Consider the following 16,841-nt stretch of genomic DNA (forward strand, 5'->3'; position numbering starts at 1 on the left):
CCTTCCGGCAATCCGCTGCTTAAGCGCGCAGCACGCCGCCCGTCTGCTTGTTGACGTTCTCGACGATGCGCTTGGCCAACGCCTCGAAGTCCTCGTCGGTCAGCGTCTTCTCGACCGGCTGGATCGACACCTCGATGGCGATCGACTTCTTGGCCGCGCCCAGCGACGCGCCCTCGAAGACGTCGAACACCGAGACCCCGGTGACCAGCTTCTTGTCGGCGGCAAGCGCTGCGCGCACCAGCGTGCCGGCCTCGACTGTCCTGTCGACGACGAAGGCGAAGTCGCGCTTCACCGCCTGGAAGGGCGACAGCTCCAGTTTCGGCTTTGTGCGGGTCGGCTTGGCCTTCGGCTCCGGCACGGCGTCGACAAAAACCTCGAAGCCGCAGATCGGTCCGGAAACGTCGAGCGCCTCAAGCGTCTTCGGATGGAATTCGCCGAACGTGCCGAGCACCGTCTTCGGGCCGAGCTTGATCGTGCCTGAACGGCCGGGATGGTACCAGGCGGGGCCGCCGGGCTCGATCTGCAGCCGGTCGACCGGCGCGCCGCAGGCTTCGAGCGCCGCGATCGCATCGGCCTTGGCGTCGAACACGCCGACCGGCCCGGCATTGCCGGCCCAGTGGCGGCCGGAGCCGTCGAGCTTGGCCGTGCCGCGCCGCACGCCGGCGGCGACGCGCCGCTGCTGGTCGGGCAGGTCGCCCTCATAGGTGCCGGAAACCTCGAACAGCGCCACATCGCCAATGCCCCTGTCGGCATTGCGCTGGGCGGCAGAGATCAGGCCGGGCAGCAGCGAGGGCCGCATGTCCGACATGTCGGCGGCGATCGGGTTGGCGAGCTTCAGCGCCGTCTGGCCGCCGCCGAACAGTTCGGCGTGCTTGGCCGGAATGAACGACCAGGTGACGGCCTCCATCATGCCGCGCACGGCAAGCGCGCGCTTGGCCGCGCGGGTGCGGATCTGCAGCACCGTCAGGATCTTGCCGTTGACCGCGTCATGCGAGGTCAGCGGCTGCGGCGCGATATTGTCGACGCCGTGGATGCGCATCACCTCCTCGACCAGGTCGGCCTTGCCGTCGACATCAGGCCGCCACGACGGCACCTTCACCTTGACGACGTCGCCCGAGCCCTGCGGCTCGAAGCCGAGGCGGGTCAGGATGTCGAGGCTTTCGGCCTGCGGCACCTCGATGCCGGTCAGCCGCTTCACTTCCGACAGCGGGAAGGAGACGGTTTTCCGCTTGTGGCCGGCATAGCCCGCCACCTCGATCTCGGTCGGCGTGCCGCCGCAGAAATCGAGCACCAGCTTGGTCGCCAGCTCGATGCCGGGCACCATGAATTCAGGGTCGACGCCGCGCTCGAAGCGGTAGCGCGCATCGGTGATGATGCCGAGCGCGCGGCCGGTGCGGGCCGTGGTGATCGGATCCCAGAGCGCCGATTCGACCAGCACGTCGGTGGTGTTCTCGTCGCAGCCAGAATGCTCGCCGCCCATGATGCCGGCGATCGATTCGACGCCGTCCTCGTCGGCGATGACGCACATTTCCGGCGTCAGCGTGTATTCGCGGCCGTCGAGCGCCAGCACCTTTTCGCCATCCTTTGCCCGGCGCACAGTGAGGTTACCGGTCACTTTCTCGGCGTCGAACACATGCAGCGGCCGGCCGCGGTCGAAGGTGACGTAGTTGGTGATGTCGACCAAGGCGCTGATCGGCCTGAGCCCGATGGCGAGCAGCCGCTGCTGCAGCCATTTCGGCGACGGGCCGTTCTTCACGCCCCTGATCAGCGTGAGCGCGAAGCCGGGGCAGAGTTCCGGCGCCTCGATCGTTACCTTGACCGGGCAGAGGCCATCGCCGGCATGCGGCATGATCCCGCCGCCGACGAGGCGCCCGAGCCCGCTCGCGGCAAGATCGCGCGCGATGCCGTAGACGCTGGTCGCGTCCGGCCGGTTCGGCGTCAGATTGATCTCGATCACCGGATCGTCGAGATGGGCGTAGGCGGCAAAGCTGGTGCCGACAGGCGCGTCCTGCGGCAGGTCGATGATGCCGTTGTGCTCGTCGGAGATTTCCAACTCGCGCTCCGAGCACATCATGCCGTGGCTCTCGACGCCGCGGATCTTGCCGACCGCGAGCGTCACGTCGATGCCGGGAACGTAGGTGCCGGGGGCGGCGAAGGCGCCGATCAGCCCGGCGCGGGCGTTCGGCGCGCCGCAAACCACTTGCACCGGCGGTTTGCCGTCGCCGGTATCGACCGTCAGCACGCGCAGCCGGTCGGCGTCGGGATGCTGCACCGCCGTCAGCACCTTGGCGATGACGAAGGGTCTTAGCCCCGCCTTGTCGTCGACATGCTCGACCTCGAGGCCGATCGCGGTCAGCCGCTCGACGATCTCTGTGAGCGAGGCGTCGGTCTCGAGGTGGTCCTTGAGCCAGGAGAGGGTGAATTTCATGACTGTGTTCCGTCTGGTCTTTGCCCATCGGGCCTGGTCACGCTGGTTCTGAGATGGCGCGGCAGGTCGTCGGGCATATGCAGGAAGGGGAGCTGCTCGCGCACATGGGCATGGTGCGTCGGCTTGAAATAGGCCGGCATGTCCATCGAACCGAGGGTGAAATAGATGTGGCCGGCGAGCCGCTCATCCGTATAGGCGATCGGCGAGCCGCAGACGCCGCAGAAGGTGCGCGTTACCGGGCCGTTCTCGAACCGCTTCAGTGCCTTGCCGTCAAGCGCGATCTGGTCGGTCATGAAGCCGACGAAGGCCGACACCGGCGCGCCGCTCGCCCGCCGGCAATCGCCGCAATGGCAGTAGCTGATGTGGTGCGGCTCGACTGACGCCTCGAACCGCACCGCGCCGCAGCGGCAGCCGCCGGTGTGCGGCGCCGTCATGCCGAGAGGCCTCCGAACAGCGTCGGCAGGTCGAGCGGCCTGAAGCCGTAATGCGACAGCCAGCGCACGTCGGCATCGAAGAAGGCGCGCAGGTCCGGCATGCCGTATTTCAGCATGGCGATGCGGTCGATGCCCATGCCCCAGGCAAAGCCCTGATACTCGTCGGGATCGAGCCCGCCATGGCGCAGCACATTGGGGTGCACCATGCCGCAGCCAAGAATCTCCATCCAGTCCGAGCCTTCGCCGAAGCGCACTTCGCCCGGCCGCGAGCGGTCGCACTGGATGTCGACCTCGAGGCTCGGCTCGGTGAACGGGAAGAAGGACGGGCGGAAGCGCATCTTGACGCTCGGCACCTCGAAGAAGGCCTTGCAGAACTCCTCCAGCACCCACTTCATGTTGGCGACGTTGGCTGATCTGTCGATCACCAGCCCTTCGACCTGATGGAACATCGGCGAGTGCGTGGCGTCCGAATCCTGCCGGTAGGTCTTGCCGGGGATGACGATGCGGATCGGCGGCTTCTGCCGCTCCATGGTGCGGATCTGCACCGGCGAGGTGTGGGTGCGCAAAAGCTTGCGCTCGCCCTTCTCGTCCGGCTGGAAGAAGAAGGTGTCGTGCATTTCGCGGGCCGGGTGGCCTTCCGGGAAGTTCAGCGCGGTGAAATTGTAATAGTCGGTCTCGACATCGGGGCCCTCGGCGATGGCGAAGCCGAGATCGCCGAAGATCGCCGCGATCTCGTCGATGACCTGGCTGATCGGGTGGATGCGGCCGCGCTCGGCCGGCGACTGGCGCACCGGCAGCGTCACGTCGACCGTCTCGGCGGCGAGCCGGGCGGCGATCGCCACGTCCTTCAGTTCCGCCTTGCGCGCGGTCAGCGCCTCGGTGACGCGGTTCTTCAGCCCGTTGATCGCCGGGCCCTTCACCTGGCGTTCCTCGGCGGTCATCGCGCCGAGTGTCTTCAGCATTTCGGAGACCGAGCCCTTCTTGCCCAGCGCCGCGACGCGCACCGCCTCGATCGCAGCCTCGTCAGCGGCTGCCGCTATGTCGGCAAGCAGCGAGCCTTCCAGGACTTCAAGATTTCCAGCACTGGCGTTCACGGTGAAACTCTCTCGATAGGGCAACCACCAGTGTCCGGTGCGTCACCATTTTGGTTGCATCAGGCATAAGAAAAACCCGCGCCAGCCGTGCCAGCGCGGGTTCCCCAAATCAGAATTGCGAATGCTTGGGAAGCGCTGGCTTAGGCGACAGCGCTTTCAAAAGCGTTCGGCGTGGTGTTCTTCAGGTATTCGAGCGCGACCTTGGCCTTGGCCACCAGCGCGGCGAAAGCCTGCGGCTCGTGGATGGCCATGTCGGACAGGACCTTGCGATCGATCTCGATACCGGCCTTGTTGAGGCCGTCAATGAAGCGGCCATAGGTCAGGCCGTGCTCGTGGGTCGCGGCGTTGATGCGCTGGATCCACAGCGCGCGGAACGAGCGCTTGCGGTTCTTGCGGTCGCGATAGGCGTACTGCAGCGACTTCTCCACCGCCTGCTTGGCGATGCGGATGGTGTTCTTGCGGCGGCCGTAGAAACCCTTGGCGGCTTTCAGGACCTTCTTGTGCTTGGCGTGAGCGGTGACGCCTCTCTTTACGCGTGCCATGTCATGATCTCCTTAAAAGCAATTCCAGGAAAAGTGTTTAGCGGTTTTCCGTTGGGAATTGCGTCAAACCAGTTGCGTGTCCAGGCCGAATGCTCAGAGGCCGTTCGGCAGAAAATTCTTGATGACCTTCTTGCCGTCCGGTTCAGCCAGAACCATCGTGCCGCGGGCATCGCGAATGAACTTGTTGGAACGCTTGATCATGCCGTGGCGCTTGCCGGCGGCAGCCGACAGCACCTTGCCGGTGGCAGTAATCTTGAACCGCTTCTTGGCGGCCGATTTGGTCTTCATCTTGGGCATTTTGCTACTCCGTATTGTGGGCGCACCATCGCGCTTCTTGTTCGCTTCGGGCCGACCAAAGCCCGAAAAGCAAATGAAACCGCCACGGCATGCCCTGCCGGGCGGTTTTCGTTTTTGTTCCTGCGTATCTTTCCGAAAGACGATTTCGGGCCGATACGCGGAACGGCGGTCCTATAGATCAAACACGGCCGGCGCGCAACACCTCAAGCCATGCGACGCTCTGCCCGCGATCAGGGGAGCCTGAAGAGCACGGGCAGCACGCCCGACAGCTGCGCGCCGTCGATCAGCTCGAAGGCCGGCAGCGCGACCAGGAAGACCAGCCCGTCGAGCAGCGTGTTCAGAAGCAGGCGCGGCTTGAAGCTGCCGGTGTCGCCTTCGTCGTAGAGCGAGAGGTCGGGGAAGAAGCGCGGCACTTTCGCCAGATAGGCTCGATAAGGGGCGCCGAGCGCCTCCTTGAGGAATTTCTCCTCGCGCAGGATGACGATGTGGAACGCCCCGGCGCACAGGGCCGCTAACAGGATGATCCCGGTGAACGAGCCGATCTGCGCGCCGACACCGGCGGCGGCGACCGTCGAGAAGACATAGAGCGGGTTGCGGGTGATCGAATAGGGGCCGCCGGTGACCACTTCGGAGGATTTGCGCCCGCCGATGTAGAGCGTCGCCCACAGCCGTCCGACGATGCCGAGGAAGATCAGCAGCACACCGAACATCTCGATCGACTCATGCAGCCACGTGTCGGGCGGAAAGGTCGACTGGCCGAACAGCAGCGCGGCGAACAGCACCGCGATCAGCACCGCCAGCACCATCCTGCGAATCTGCTGGTAGTTGCCCAGCCCGTATTTCACGGGGTTGGTGTCGGGGTATTTGACGTCATCGACCATGATGCAATCCGATCGTCGAGGTTTGCCGGCGATCGGATTGAAAACAGGCGCCCCGCCGATCGTCGGGACGCCGTGCTCCGCAATTCAGGCGGATTTTAGAGCACGCCGCCAGGGGAAGTGGTCAATTCGGCTTCTCGAAGCCGTGATCGACGCCAACGCCTGGGTGGTCGGGCGCCCGCCAGTCAGCGGGGCGCCAGCACCATCATCATCTGGCGGCCTTCGAGCTTCGGTTCGGCTTCGACCTTGGCGATCGGCGCCACTTCCTCGCGAACCTTGTTCAGGAGCTGCATGCCGAGCTCCATATGCGCCATTTCGCGGCCTCGGAAGCGCAGCGTCAGCTTGACCTTGTCGCCGTCCTCGAAGAAGCGGCGCACCGCCTTCATCTTGGTCTCGTAGTCATGGCTGTCGATGTTCGGGCGCATCTTGATCTCCTTGATCTCGATGACCTTCTGGTTCTTGCGCGCTTCGGCCGCCTTCTTCTGGTTGGCGTATTTCAGCTTGCCGAGATCGAGGATCTTGACGACGGGCGGCTGCGCGTTGGGCGAGATCTCGACGAGATCGAGCCCGGCCTCTTCGGCCAGCAGCAATGCGTCGTTGATGGAAACATCGCCACGATTGTGGCCTTCTGCGTCGATGAGCTGGACCCGGGGCACCCGGATGTCGCGGTTGGAGCGCGGCCCATCCTTGGTGGGCGCCGCTGCTTTGAAAGGTCTGCGAATGGTCGTGGTCTCCTTGGCCGTTTCGTTCGGGGTTCGTAGGGTTCGGATGGTCGGGACGCGCCAATGTGGTGAGCGCGCGGCGCAAGTCAATAGCACAGCCTTCGCAAGAAATCACCTGATCCCGCGTCTGCACCAAGCAAAGAAAGTTGCAGAGCACTTTTCGTCGAACGCTCCGCCGTGCCAAAAGACCGGCACAAGGAACAGGACCAGACGCCAGCCATGACCGCAACCGCTCCCATGTTTCTGGATGTCGGGGGAACCAGCATCGCCGTCAGGCAGTCGCAAGGCGCGGCCGTCAGGCCGTCGCAAGGGGCCGCGCCTGGCGTCGTCTGGCTCGGCGGCTACAAGTCCGACATGCTGGGCACCAAGGCCGAGACGCTGGCCGGATGGGCGGCAAAGGAGCCCAGAGCCTTCCTGCGCCACGACTATTCCGGCCATGGCGAGTCCGGCGGCGCCTTCGCCGACGGCACCATCTCGAAATGGCTGGCCGAGAGCCTCGCCGTCTTTCGCCGTTTCACCCAAGGCAAACAGATCCTGGTCGGGTCCTCGATGGGCGCCTGGATCGCGCTGCGCATGGTGCAGGAACTGCGCAAGGCGGGCGACGCCAGTGTCACTGGCCTGGTGCTCCTGGCGCCGGCGCCGGATTTCACCGCCGAGCTGGTCGAGCCGGCGCTGACCGAGGCGCAGAAGCAGGATTTGCTCGAAAAAGGCTTCTTCGCCGAGCCATCGGACTATTCGGCCGAGCCCTATATCTACACGCGCGCGCTCATCGAGGACGGCCGCAAGAACCTGGTGATGGGCGGGCCGATCGACACCCACTGCCCGGTCCACATCCTGCAGGGCCTCGCCGATGCGGACGTGCCGTCCAGCCACGCGCTCAAGCTTGCCGCCTTGCTGCCGGCTGACGACGTGACGCTTTCGCTCATTCCCGACGGCGACCACCGCCTGTCGCGGCCGCAGGATCTCGACCTGCTGCTGCGGGCGGTGGGCGATATGGTGCAGCGGGGCATGTGAGCATGCGCATCTCCGTTCCGATATCCGCCTTCGTCGCCGCGATCGTCGGCTTCGGCGGCACGCTCGCCGTCGTCATCGCCGCCGCCAAGGCGGTCGGCGCGACGCAGGTCGAGACGGCGAGCGGGGTGACGGCGATCTGCCTGGCGATGGCGGTCGAGTGCCTGTGGCTGTCCTGGCGCACGAAAATGCCTGTCATCACCGCCTGGTCGACGCCCGGCTTGGCGCTGCTCGCGGCATCGAGCGGCTTTTCGGTGAACGAGGCGGTCGGCGCCTTCATCGTCACCGCGGTGCTTTTGATCGCCACCGGCCTGTTCAAGCCGCTGACCCAATTCATCGCCCGGATTCCACCCTCCGTCGCTTCCGGCATGCTGGCCGGCATCCTCGTCGGCTTCGCCACCAATGCCTTCAAGACCATCCCTTCCGATCCCTGGCTGATCCTGCCGCTGATCGCGGCCTTCTTCGTCATCCGTCTGTTCAATCCGGCGCTATCGGTGCTGGCGGTGCTGATCGGCGGTGGCCTGGCCGCCTTCCTCACCGGCCGTGTCGGCGGCCTGCCGGCGCCGGAACTGTCGACGCTGACGCTGATTGCGCCGCAGTTCACGGCCGGCGCCGTCATCGGGCTTGCGCTGCCGCTCTACCTTGTCACCATGGCCTCGCAGAACCTGTCCGGCCTCGCCGTGCTGAAGGCCGCCGGCTACCACCCCGAGCCCGGTCCGTTGATCGGCGTCACCGGCTTCTTCTCGCTGCTGTCGGCGCCGTTCGGCGGGCCGACCACCAATCTGGCGGCGATTTCAGCGGCGATCTGCACCGGGCCGGATGTCCATCCCGATCCGGCCGAGCGCTGGAAGACAGGCCCGTTCTACACGCTCGCCTACCTCGTCTTCGCCATGTTCGGCGCCTCGCTGGTGGCGATCTTCGCCGTGCTGCCGCAGGCCCTCATCGTGCTCGTGGCGGGTCTTGCGCTGATGGCGCCGCTGACCAACGCGCTGTCGATCGCGCTCAAGGACGAAGGCCACCGCATGGCCGCCATCGTCACCTTCGCCGTCACCGCCTCGGGGTTGACGCTGTTCGGCGTCGGCGCGGCATTCTGGGGCCTGGTTGCCGGAATGGTCGTGCTTTTCCTCGAAGAACTCAAAATGAGACAATCATTTCAGCCCTTTGTCCGGTTTTGGATGCGGTCGTCTTGAATCGCCGTTTTGCCCATCCCATCTCGATTCCACGCAGCCAGGATTGGCTGTGCCCAACGGAAGGACTGGGAGAAAATGAACACAACTGCATTGATCCGTCCGGCTTGGACGCCGGCGACCATCGCGCTGATGGTGATCGGCTTCATGGTGTTCTGGCCGCTCGGCTTCGCCATGCTCGCCTACATCATCTGGGGCGACCGGCTCGACGGCTTCAAGCGTGACGTGAACCGCGCCACCGACGGCATCTTCGCCGGCTGCCGCCGCGGTTCCGACAAGGCCGCGCGCTGGGGTCACGGCTCGGCCCGCACCGGCAACGTCGCTTTCGACGACTGGCGCGAAAAGGAGCTCGACCGCCTGGCCGAGGAACGCCGCAAGCTCGACGAGATGCTGACCGAGTTCGACGACTATGCCCGCGAGCTGCGCCGCGCCAAGGACCAGGACGAGTTCGATCGTTTCATGGCCAACCGCAACAAGTCGACCGCGCCAACCACGACCGGGACGACCAAGCCGGCAAGCCCGTCGACCCCCAAGCGCAAGGGCTCGAACCTGCTTGACGACTGAGGTTGCGCGACCGGCCTCGCTATGACGAACGGCGTCGCGCAAGCGGCGCCGTTTCGTTTTTGTTCTCTTTTTAAGTTCACTCCACTGGTCGTTTTCCTCGAATCGCGTATCGTCCGGCCATGACCATCGGCTTTTTCCGCAGCCTGACCAAACCCAAGCCGGCGCCAGTCGTCGAGCGCGAGCACAGCGTTGCCGGCCGCACCCTGCCGCTCAAGATCGTCGAAAGCCACAGGGCGCGGCGGCTGACGCTGCGCATCGATTCCGGCGGCCAGGGCCTGCGCATCACCGTGCCGCCGGGCCTGCGCCGCGGCGAGGTGGAGAAATTCCTGGACCGTCACCAGGATTGGCTGGAGCAGCGGCTGGCCAAGGTGCCGACACGGCCGCAGGTGCGGCCGGGCATCAAGATTCCGGTGCGCGGCGTGGCGCATCGCATCGTCCATGATCCGTCTAAGCGCGGCACCGTCACCATCTCGCGCGACGAGCGTGGCCCGCTGCTGATCGTGCATGGCGAGCGCGTGCATCTGCCGCGCCGCATCGCCGACTATCTGAAGCGCGAGGCCAAGCGCGAGATCGAGAAGTTGGTGGCCAAACACACCGAAGCGCTCGGCAAGCGCGCCAAGGCGATCCGCTTCAAGGACACCTCCAGCCGCTGGGGCTCGTGCACCTCGGAAGGCAATCTGTCCTTCTCCTGGCGCATCATGATGGCGCCGGCGCCGGTGATAAACTACCTCGTCGCGCATGAGGTGGCGCATCTGAAAGAGATGAACCACGGCCCGAAATTCTGGAAACTGTGCGAAAAGCTCTGCCCCGACACCGACCGCTGTAAGGACTGGCTGAAGCGCAACGGCGGCGCCCTGCAGGCGATCGTGTTCGATTGACGCGTCCGGCGGCCTTGGGCCGGCCGCTCAGTCATCATTCGCCGCGTTCAGTTCCTCCGGTCGCAACCCCTCGGCGCCATGTTGCGGCCACGGCAGGAAATTCCGGTCGAAAGCGTCACCGCCGAAATAGTCCAGCGCCCGGTGCGCCTCGGCCCCGTTGAAGGCGGCCTTGTCCATCAGATGCGCGATCACGTCGCGCGCCTGCGCGATCTTTTGCCTGAGTTCGGCAACGGTTCGGTCGGTCATGATTGTCTGCTCCCGCCAATGTCCCCTGTTTGAAAGGTAGTGCTTTCCGCCGTGGCGGCAACAGCATGCTTTTTCTCGACTCTTGCGGCTTTTCGTGCCAATCCCCGCGCCATGGCGCTCGACATCAAGATCTGCGGGTTGAAGACCGACGCGGCAATGGCCGCGGCGCTGGCCGGCGGCGCCAGCCATGTCGGCTTCATCTTTTTCGCCAAGAGCCCGCGCTATATCGAGCCCGCCGGCGCCGGCTGGTTGCGCGAGGCGGCGCGCGGCAAGGCGTTGGCGGTTGCCGTCACAGTCGATGCCAGCGACACCTTCCTGGATGAGATCGTCGCCAGGATGCAGCCTGACATGTTGCAGTTGCACGGTTCCGAAACGCCCGGGCGGGTGGCCGAGGTGAAAGCGCGCTATGGCCTGCCGGTGATGAAGGCACTGTCGATCAGTGAGACGGCCGATCTGGAGCGGATAAAGCCGTTCGTCGGCATCGCCGACCGCTTCCTCTTCGATGCCATGCCGCCGAAAGGTTCCGAGTTGCCGGGCGGCAATGGCGTCGCCTTCGACTGGCATATCCTTGCCGGCCTTGACGCCGGCGTCGATTACATGCTTTCCGGTGGGCTCAACGCCGTCAACATCGGCGACGCCCTGAGATCAGCCAATCCGCCCGGCATCGACATTTCGTCGGGCGTGGAAAGCGCCCCGGGCGTCAAGGATCCGGCGCTGATCGAGCAGTTTTTCCGGGCCGTCAGGGCCGCGCGCGACGACCGCGCCGCCTGAGCAATTCTTGAACCAGGAGATCGGCGATGAACAAGCCGGCTATGCCCAATTCCTTCCGCACCGGGCCCGACGAGCAGGGCATGTTCGGCATTTTCGGCGGCCGCTTCGTCGCCGAGACGCTGATGCCGCTGATCCTCGACCTCGAACGGCACTGGAACGAGGCCAAGAACGATCCGGAGTTCAAGGCCGAGCTGCAGAACCTGTCGACCCACTACGCCGGGCGGCCCTCAAAGCTCTATTTCGCCGAAGGCCTGACGAGGCATCTCGGCGGCGCCAAGGTCTATTTCAAGCGCGAGGATTTGAACCACACCGGCTCGCACAAGATCAACAACTGCCTGGGCCAGATCCTGCTCGCCAAGCGCATGGGCAAGAAGCGCATCATCGCCGAGACCGGCGCCGGCCAGCATGGCGTCGCTTCGGCCACTGTCGCGGCCCGCTTCGGCTATCCCTGCGTCGTCTACATGGGCGCCACCGACGTCGCCCGGCAAAGCCCCAACGTCTTTCGCATGAAGCTGCTCGGCGCCGAGGTGCGGCCTGTTACCGCCGGCCACGGCACGCTGAAGGACGCCATGAACGAAGCGCTGCGTGACTGGGTGACCAATGTCGAGGACACCTATTACCTGATCGGCACCGCCGCCGGCCCGCATCCCTATCCGGAGCTGGTGCGCGACTTCCAGTCGGTCATCGGCGCCGAAGCCCGCGCGCAGATCCTCGAACAGGAAGGCCGGCTGCCCGACACCATCATCGCCGCCGTTGGCGGCGGCTCCAACGCCATCGGCCTGTTCCACCCCTTCCTCGACGACAAGGACGTCCGCATCATCGGCATCGAAGCCGGCGGCCGCGGCCTCGATGGCGTCGAGCATTGCGCCTCGATGAATGCCGGCGCGCCCGGCGTGCTGCACGGCAACCGCACCTATCTGCTGCAGGATGCCGACGGCCAGATCCTCGACGGCCACTCGATCTCGGCCGGCCTCGACTATCCGGGCGTCGGCCCCGAGCATTCCTGGCTGCGCGACTCTGGCCGCGTCGAATATGTGCCGATCCTCGACGACGAGGCGCTGGAGGCCTTCCAGCTGACGACGCGCGTCGAAGGCATCATCCCGGCGCTTGAATCGGCCCATGCCATCGCGCATGCGGTCAAGATCGTGCCGGCCATGGACAAGGACCAGATCGTCATCGTCAACCTGTCCGGCCGCGGCGACAAGGACGTGCACACGGTGGCCAACATGCTGGGCATGGAGATCTGATCATGACGACCCGCATCGACCGCCGCATGGCCAAGCTGAAAGCCGAGGGCCGCCCGGCGCTCGTCACCTATTTCATGGGCGGCGACCCCGACTACGACACCTCGCTCGCCATCATGAAGGCGCTGCCTGGCGCAGGCAGCGACGTCATCGAGCTCGGCATGCCGTTTTCCGATCCGATGGCCGACGGCCCGGCCATCCAGGCGGCGGGCCTCAGGGCGCTGAAAGGCGGCCAGACGCTGGTCAAGACGCTGAAGATGGCGTCGGAATTCCGCACCGCCGACAACGAGACGCCGATCGTGCTGATGGGCTACTACAACCCGATCTACATCTACGGCGTCGAGCGTTTCCTTGCCGATGCCAAGGCCAGCGGCATCGACGGGCTGATCGTCGTCGACCTGCCGCCGGAAATGGACGAGGAGCTCTGCATTCCGGCGCTGAAGGCCGGCATCAACTTCATCCGCCTGGCGACGCCGACCACCGACGACAGGCGCCTGCCCAAGGTTTTGGAGAACACCTCCGGCTTCGTCTACTACGTCTCGATGACCGGCATCACCGGCTCGGCATTGGCCGACACCGCCAAGGTGGCGGCGGCCGTCAAGCGCATCAAGGGCCACACCGCGCTGCCGGTCTGCGTCGGCTTCGGCGTCAAGACCGCCGAGCAGGCGCGCACCATCGGCGCCTCGGCCGACGGCGTCGTCGTCGGCACCGCGATCGTCAACGCTGTCGCCAATGTGCTGGGGCCGAAGGGCGAAAAGACCGCCGATCCGGCCGAGGCGGTGGCTACTTTGGTCAGCGGCCTTGCCCAGGGTGTCCGCTCCGCCCGCCTTGCTGCCGCCGAATAGTTTTCCTACCTCTTCCTAGTCAGGACGGGAGCCGAAGCGATGAACTGGATCACCAACTACGTCCGCCCGAAGATCAATTCGATGCTCGGTCGGCGCACCGACATGCCCGAGAATCTCTGGATCAAGGATCCCGAGACCGGCGAGATGGTGTTCCACAAGGATCTCGAATCCAACCAGTTCGTCATCCCGTCGTCCGGCCATCACATGAAGATCTCGGCCAAGGAGCGGCTGAAATATTTCTTCGACGACGGCAAATACGAGACGCTCGAAAATCCCAAGGTCGTGCAGGATCCGCTGAAGTTCCGCGACGAGAAGCGCTACACCGACCGGCTGAAGGACGCCAAGGCCAAGACCGGCCTGGAGGACGCGATCGTCAATGCGCTGGGCAGCATCGACGGACTGCCTGTGGTGGTCACCGTGCAGGATTTCGCCTTCATGGGCGGCTCGCTCGGCATGGCTGCCGGCGACGCCATCGTCCATGCGTTCGAGGTCGCCCTGCAGCGCAAGCAGCCGCTGATCCTGTTTGCCGCTTCCGGCGGCGCCCGCATGCAGGAAGGCATACTCTCGCTGATGCAGTTGCCGCGCACCACGGTCGGCGTCGACCGGCTGAAGGAAGCCGGCCTGCCCTATATCGTCGTGCTGACCAATCCGACCACCGGGGGCGTCACCGCTTCCTATGCCATGCTGGGCGACGTCCACATCGCCGAGCCCGGCGCGCTGATCGGCTTTGCCGGGCCGCGCGTCATCGAGCAGACCATCCGCGAAAAGCTGCCCGACGGCTTCCAGCGCTCCGAATATCTGATGGAGCACGGTATGGTCGACATGGTGGTGTCGAGGCTGGAGATGCGCCAGACCATCGCGCGGCTTCTGAAGATGCTGCTCAAGCTGCCGCAGGAAGAAAAGCCGCTCGAGCCCGAGATCCTGCCGCCGGCGCTCGCCCACCAGGAAGCGCGGCCGCAGGCCTGACGCGACACTGAACGCCGCGAGGCGCGATTGCGCGCACCGTCCGGTGTTGTAGCTTTTTGATTTGCGCATGATCCTTTCCGAAACCGATTTCCGGTTTCGGGGTCATGCGCTAGGATTCGTCCATGACAACGCTTGCCGCCGACCGCGAAATCGAAAGCCTGATGGCGCTTCACCCGAAGGGCTTCGACCTTTCGCTCGACCGCATCACGCGGCTGCTCGAACGTCTCGGCAATCCGCAGGAGCTGATCCCGCCGGCGATCCACATCGCCGGCACCAACGGCAAGGGCTCCTGCGCCGCCTTCTCGCGCGCGCTGCTCGAAGCGGCCGGTCACCTCGTCCATGTGCACACCTCGCCGCATCTGGTGAACTGGCACGAGCGCTACCGCCTCGCCGCCGAGGGCGGCGGCAAGCTGGTCGACGATCAGGTCTTCGCCGATGCCATCGCCCGCGTCGCGGCCGCCAATGCCAGTCAGAAGATCACCGTCTTCGAGATCCTCACCGCCGTCACCTTCCTCTTGTTCGCGGAGCATCCGGCCGAAGCGGCCATCATCGAGGTCGGCCTTGGCGGCCGCTTCGACGCCACCAATGTCATCGCCCGGCCGGCGGTGTCGGTGATCATGCCGGTGTCGATGGACCATGAGGCCTATCTCGGCGACCGCGTCGAACTGATCGCCGCAGAAAAGGCCGGCATCATCAAGCCCGGCTGCCCGGTTGTCATCGGCGCGCAGGAAAGCGAGACGGCGCTGCAGGTGCTGATCGAGACCGCCGAGCGGCTCGACTGCCCGACCTTCGTCTATGGCCAGGATTTCCTCGCTTTCGAGGAAAACGGCCGCATGGTCTACCAGGACGAGGACGGGCTGATGGACCTGCCGCCGCCGCGCCTGCCGGGGCGCCACCAGTTCGCCAATGCGGCCGCGGCGATCGCCGCGATCAAGGCCGCCGGCTTCGAGATCAGCCATCGCGCCGCCGAAAAGGCTATGGCCAGCGTCGCCTGGCCCGGCCGCATGCAGAAGCTGGCGCAAGGCAAGTTGGCCGAATTGGCGCCGAAGGGCGCCGACATCTGGCTCGACGGCGGTCACAATCCGGGCGCCGGCATCGTCATCGCCGAGGCGCTCGCCGAGCAGGAAGAGAAGCACCCGCGGCCGCTGTTCCTGATCTCCGGCATGATCAACACCAAGGACCAGAGCGGCTATTTCCGTGCCTTCAAGGGGCTCGCCCGGCATGTCTATACGGTGCCGGTGAGCCTCAGCGACGCCGGCGTGCCGAATGACGAGCTGGCGCTGCGCGCCGCCGAAGCCGGCCTGTCGGCAGAACCCGTCAGCTCCGTCGCCAGCGCGCTGATGCTGCTGCGCGACACCTGGGACGGTCCGCCGCCGCGCATCCTGATCGGCGGCTCGCTTTACCTGGCCGGCGCGGTGCTGGCCGAAAACGGCACGCCGCCGACCTGAGGGCAGGGTTCCGACCTGTTCTGACCGCAAGGAGCCCGTCGTGATCAAGGTCAAGCAACTCGCCCATGTCTGCATCTTCGCGCATGACCTGGAAGCGACGCGCAGCTTCTACCGCGACGTGCTCGGCATGGACACAAGGTTCAATTTCCTGCGTGACGGCACGGTTTTCGGCTTTTACCTCGATTGCGGCGGCCGCAGCCATGTCGAGGTGTTCCAGAAGGACGAGGCCAGATACAGCGATCGCAACCAGATCAACCATTTCTGCCTGGAAGTGGAAAACATCGACGCGGCGATCGCCCATATCAGGTCGAAGGGCGTCGAGGTCACATCGAAGAAGCTCGCCTGCGACGATACATTTCAGGCCTGGATCCGCGATCCGAACGGCGTGAAGATCGAGCTGTTCGAATACACCGCCAAAAGCGCGCAATTTACCGGCGGCGATCGCATCGCCGACTGGTGACTTCCGCGCGCCGTCTATGGGCTATTTCAGCTCGATCTCGATGAAGGCGTATTCGCTGTCATTGGCGCTGATGACGTCGTGCTCGACGCCCTCCTTGCGGAAATAGGGCGCCCCCTTCTTCATCTCGGCGAAGGATTCGCCGTCCTTGGTCAGCAGCTTCACCTTGCCGTCCATCAGCGGCACGATGACATAGTCATGGCCATGGCGGTGCCAGCCGGTGTTGTCGCCGGGCTGGAAGCGGTATTCGGTGACGATGACGCGCTCGTTGTCGATGAAGACGGTGGCCTTGGCTGTTCCGGTCATGGTGTTCTCCTGTCCGTCCCAAGCAGACGACATGCAGGCATAGCACACGAGGGCCAGAAGGCGCCGAGACATGGCGCCAAAGAAAAAGCCCGGTGCGATGGCCGGGCTTGTCCTTTGAAACTTTTCGATTGGCTCAGGCGAGGCTGCCGTTGATCCAGTGCGACAGCGCGGTCTTCGGCGCCGCGCCGACCTTCATGTCGGCGACTTCGCCGCCCTTGAAGATCATCAGCGTCGGGATCGAGCGCACGCCGAACTGGGCGGCAAGCTCCGGATTCTCGTCGATGTTGAGCTTGGCGATCTTCACCTTCGAGCCAAGCTCCTTGGCGATGTCTTCCAGCGCCGGGGCGATCATCTTGCAGGGGCCGCACCATTCGGCCCAGAAATCCACCACGACCGGCTCCTTGGCGTTGAGCACATCGGCCTGGAAATTGCTCTTGTCGACCTTGACGGTGGTCATGCGGAAATCCTTTCGAGAACTCGGGTTACACCAAATGTGGTGGTGGCAGCGGCCTAATTCAAGCAG

Annotated in this window: 20 protein-coding genes; 10 read left to right on the forward strand and 10 right to left on the reverse strand. The window is 65.1% G+C overall.

All coding sequences use genetic code 11. From position 1 onward, the window contains the following. Window positions 1-19: 19 nt before the first annotated feature. The 7 genes from pheT to infC form a co-directional block, all read right to left on the reverse strand. Window positions 20-2,428 (reverse strand): phenylalanine--tRNA ligase subunit beta, encoded by a 2,409-nt coding sequence (gene pheT, locus EN857_RS27040; protein ID WP_127391981.1) that lies wholly within the window; start codon window positions 2,426-2,428, stop codon window positions 20-22. After that, window positions 2,425-2,862, reverse strand: a complete 438-nt coding sequence (locus tag EN857_RS27045; RefSeq protein WP_127311560.1) for a GFA family protein — start codon at window positions 2,860-2,862, stop codon at window positions 2,425-2,427. Before EN857_RS27045 ends, pheT begins: the two co-directional genes overlap by 4 nt. Continuing rightward, window positions 2,859-3,956, reverse strand: a complete 1,098-nt coding sequence (gene pheS / locus EN857_RS27050; RefSeq protein WP_128346285.1) for a phenylalanine--tRNA ligase subunit alpha — start codon at window positions 3,954-3,956, stop codon at window positions 2,859-2,861. Before pheS ends, EN857_RS27045 begins: the two co-directional genes overlap by 4 nt. Before the next feature lie 140 nt (window positions 3,957-4,096). Further along, entirely contained in the window at window positions 4,097-4,498 is a 402-nt protein-coding gene (rplT, locus tag EN857_RS27055) for a 50S ribosomal protein L20 (protein ID WP_042637600.1), read from the reverse strand. A 93-nt stretch (window positions 4,499-4,591) separates the two neighbouring features. After that, window positions 4,592-4,795: a 50S ribosomal protein L35 gene (gene rpmI, locus EN857_RS27060; protein WP_027166935.1), complete on the reverse strand. Its 204-nt coding sequence runs from the start codon at window positions 4,793-4,795 to the stop codon at window positions 4,592-4,594. A gap of 230 nt (window positions 4,796-5,025) precedes the next feature. Continuing rightward, window positions 5,026-5,676: an isoprenylcysteine carboxylmethyltransferase family protein gene (locus tag EN857_RS27065; protein ID WP_127392116.1), complete on the reverse strand. Its 651-nt coding sequence runs from the start codon at window positions 5,674-5,676 to the stop codon at window positions 5,026-5,028. A gap of 182 nt (window positions 5,677-5,858) precedes the next feature. Then, window positions 5,859-6,395, reverse strand: a complete 537-nt coding sequence (infC, locus tag EN857_RS27070) for a translation initiation factor IF-3 (protein WP_059187883.1) — start codon at window positions 6,393-6,395, stop codon at window positions 5,859-5,861. Window positions 6,396-6,614: 219 nt separating this feature from the next. On the opposite strand from infC, the gene EN857_RS27075 reads away from it, so the two are divergent. The 4 genes from EN857_RS27075 to EN857_RS27090 all read left to right on the forward strand — a co-directional run bounded on the left by EN857_RS27075 (window position 6,615) and on the right by EN857_RS27090 (window position 10,035). Continuing rightward, window positions 6,615-7,409, forward strand: coding sequence for an alpha/beta hydrolase (locus tag EN857_RS27075; protein WP_127283600.1), 795 nt, complete (start codon window positions 6,615-6,617; stop codon window positions 7,407-7,409). Window positions 7,410-7,411: 2 nt separating this feature from the next. Next, window positions 7,412-8,596: a benzoate/H(+) symporter BenE family transporter gene (locus tag EN857_RS27080; protein ID WP_127392115.1), complete on the forward strand. Its 1,185-nt coding sequence runs from the start codon at window positions 7,412-7,414 to the stop codon at window positions 8,594-8,596. A 75-nt stretch (window positions 8,597-8,671) separates the two neighbouring features. Then, window positions 8,672-9,157, forward strand: coding sequence for a DUF2852 domain-containing protein (locus EN857_RS27085; RefSeq protein ID WP_127311391.1), 486 nt, complete (start codon window positions 8,672-8,674; stop codon window positions 9,155-9,157). 119 nt (window positions 9,158-9,276) lie between these two features. After that, entirely contained in the window at window positions 9,277-10,035 is a 759-nt protein-coding gene (locus EN857_RS27090; RefSeq protein WP_127283603.1) for a M48 family metallopeptidase, read from the forward strand. Between the two features lie 27 nt (window positions 10,036-10,062). Here the strand turns inward: EN857_RS27090 and EN857_RS27095 are convergent, their stop codons facing one another. Beyond that, entirely contained in the window at window positions 10,063-10,281 is a 219-nt protein-coding gene (locus EN857_RS27095) for a hypothetical protein (RefSeq protein ID WP_127283604.1), read from the reverse strand. A 111-nt stretch (window positions 10,282-10,392) separates the two neighbouring features. On the opposite strand from EN857_RS27095, the gene EN857_RS27100 reads away from it, so the two are divergent. The 6 genes from EN857_RS27100 to EN857_RS27125 all read left to right on the forward strand — a co-directional run bounded on the left by EN857_RS27100 (window position 10,393) and on the right by EN857_RS27125 (window position 16,015). Continuing rightward, complete coding sequence (locus tag EN857_RS27100; protein WP_127392114.1) at window positions 10,393-11,052, forward strand: phosphoribosylanthranilate isomerase; 660 nt, start codon at window positions 10,393-10,395, stop codon at window positions 11,050-11,052. A 26-nt stretch (window positions 11,053-11,078) separates the two neighbouring features. Beyond that, complete coding sequence (gene trpB / locus EN857_RS27105; RefSeq protein WP_127392113.1) at window positions 11,079-12,299, forward strand: tryptophan synthase subunit beta; 1,221 nt, start codon at window positions 11,079-11,081, stop codon at window positions 12,297-12,299. Between the two features lie 2 nt (window positions 12,300-12,301). Next, entirely contained in the window at window positions 12,302-13,141 is an 840-nt protein-coding gene (gene trpA / locus EN857_RS27110) for a tryptophan synthase subunit alpha (RefSeq protein WP_127283608.1), read from the forward strand. A gap of 39 nt (window positions 13,142-13,180) precedes the next feature. Next, a complete protein-coding gene (gene accD / locus EN857_RS27115) occupies window positions 13,181-14,107 on the forward strand; it encodes an acetyl-CoA carboxylase, carboxyltransferase subunit beta (protein ID WP_135859390.1) in 927 nt (308 codons plus the stop codon). A 122-nt stretch (window positions 14,108-14,229) separates the two neighbouring features. Continuing rightward, window positions 14,230-15,555 carry a folylpolyglutamate synthase/dihydrofolate synthase family protein gene (locus EN857_RS27120; RefSeq protein WP_127392112.1) on the forward strand — a complete coding sequence of 442 codons (1,326 nt, stop codon included), beginning with the start codon at window positions 14,230-14,232 and terminating at the stop codon, window positions 15,553-15,555. 40 nt (window positions 15,556-15,595) lie between these two features. Beyond that, entirely contained in the window at window positions 15,596-16,015 is a 420-nt protein-coding gene (locus EN857_RS27125; RefSeq protein WP_127392111.1) for a VOC family protein, read from the forward strand. 21 nt (window positions 16,016-16,036) lie between these two features. Here EN857_RS27125 and EN857_RS27130 read toward each other — a convergent pair whose 3' ends face one another. Continuing rightward, the gene (locus EN857_RS27130) at window positions 16,037-16,318 is read right to left on the reverse strand and encodes a cupin domain-containing protein (RefSeq protein WP_127283612.1); all 282 of its coding nucleotides are present in this window, start codon (window positions 16,316-16,318) and stop codon (window positions 16,037-16,039) included. A 133-nt stretch (window positions 16,319-16,451) separates the two neighbouring features. Further along, complete coding sequence (trxA, locus tag EN857_RS27135) at window positions 16,452-16,775, reverse strand: thioredoxin (protein WP_126057124.1); 324 nt, start codon at window positions 16,773-16,775, stop codon at window positions 16,452-16,454. Window positions 16,776-16,841 lie beyond the last annotated feature (66 nt).

Origin of the sequence: Mesorhizobium sp. M4B.F.Ca.ET.214.01.1.1 (assembly GCF_004791545.1) — a bacterium.
GTDB classification, from domain to species: Bacteria; Pseudomonadota; Alphaproteobacteria; order Rhizobiales; family Rhizobiaceae; genus Mesorhizobium; species Mesorhizobium abyssinicae.

Coding starts and splice junctions, on each gene's coding strand:
- pheT (WP_127391981.1), bottom strand. CDS start 2,428: ATGAAATTCACCCTCTCCTGGCTCAAGGACCACCTCGAGACCGACGCC.
- EN857_RS27045 (WP_127311560.1), bottom strand. CDS start 2,862: ATGACGGCGCCGCACACCGGCGGCTGCCGCTGCGGCGCGGTGCGGTTC.
- rplT (WP_042637600.1), bottom strand. CDS start 4,498: ATGGCACGCGTAAAGAGAGGCGTCACCGCTCACGCCAAGCACAAGAAG.
- rpmI (WP_027166935.1), bottom strand. CDS start 4,795: ATGCCCAAGATGAAGACCAAATCGGCCGCCAAGAAGCGGTTCAAGATT.
- EN857_RS27065 (WP_127392116.1), bottom strand. CDS start 5,676: ATGGTCGATGACGTCAAATACCCCGACACCAACCCCGTGAAATACGGG.
- EN857_RS27075 (WP_127283600.1), top strand. CDS start 6,615: ATGACCGCAACCGCTCCCATGTTTCTGGATGTCGGGGGAACCAGCATC.
- EN857_RS27080 (WP_127392115.1), top strand. CDS start 7,412: ATGCGCATCTCCGTTCCGATATCCGCCTTCGTCGCCGCGATCGTCGGC.
- EN857_RS27085 (WP_127311391.1), top strand. CDS start 8,672: ATGAACACAACTGCATTGATCCGTCCGGCTTGGACGCCGGCGACCATC.
- EN857_RS27090 (WP_127283603.1), top strand. CDS start 9,277: ATGACCATCGGCTTTTTCCGCAGCCTGACCAAACCCAAGCCGGCGCCA.
- EN857_RS27095 (WP_127283604.1), bottom strand. CDS start 10,281: ATGACCGACCGAACCGTTGCCGAACTCAGGCAAAAGATCGCGCAGGCG.
- EN857_RS27100 (WP_127392114.1), top strand. CDS start 10,393: ATGGCGCTCGACATCAAGATCTGCGGGTTGAAGACCGACGCGGCAATG.
- trpB (WP_127392113.1), top strand. CDS start 11,079: ATGAACAAGCCGGCTATGCCCAATTCCTTCCGCACCGGGCCCGACGAG.
- trpA (WP_127283608.1), top strand. CDS start 12,302: ATGACGACCCGCATCGACCGCCGCATGGCCAAGCTGAAAGCCGAGGGC.
- accD (WP_135859390.1), top strand. CDS start 13,181: ATGAACTGGATCACCAACTACGTCCGCCCGAAGATCAATTCGATGCTC.
- EN857_RS27120 (WP_127392112.1), top strand. CDS start 14,230: ATGACAACGCTTGCCGCCGACCGCGAAATCGAAAGCCTGATGGCGCTT.
- EN857_RS27130 (WP_127283612.1), bottom strand. CDS start 16,318: ATGACCGGAACAGCCAAGGCCACCGTCTTCATCGACAACGAGCGCGTC.
- trxA (WP_126057124.1), bottom strand. CDS start 16,775: ATGACCACCGTCAAGGTCGACAAGAGCAATTTCCAGGCCGATGTGCTC.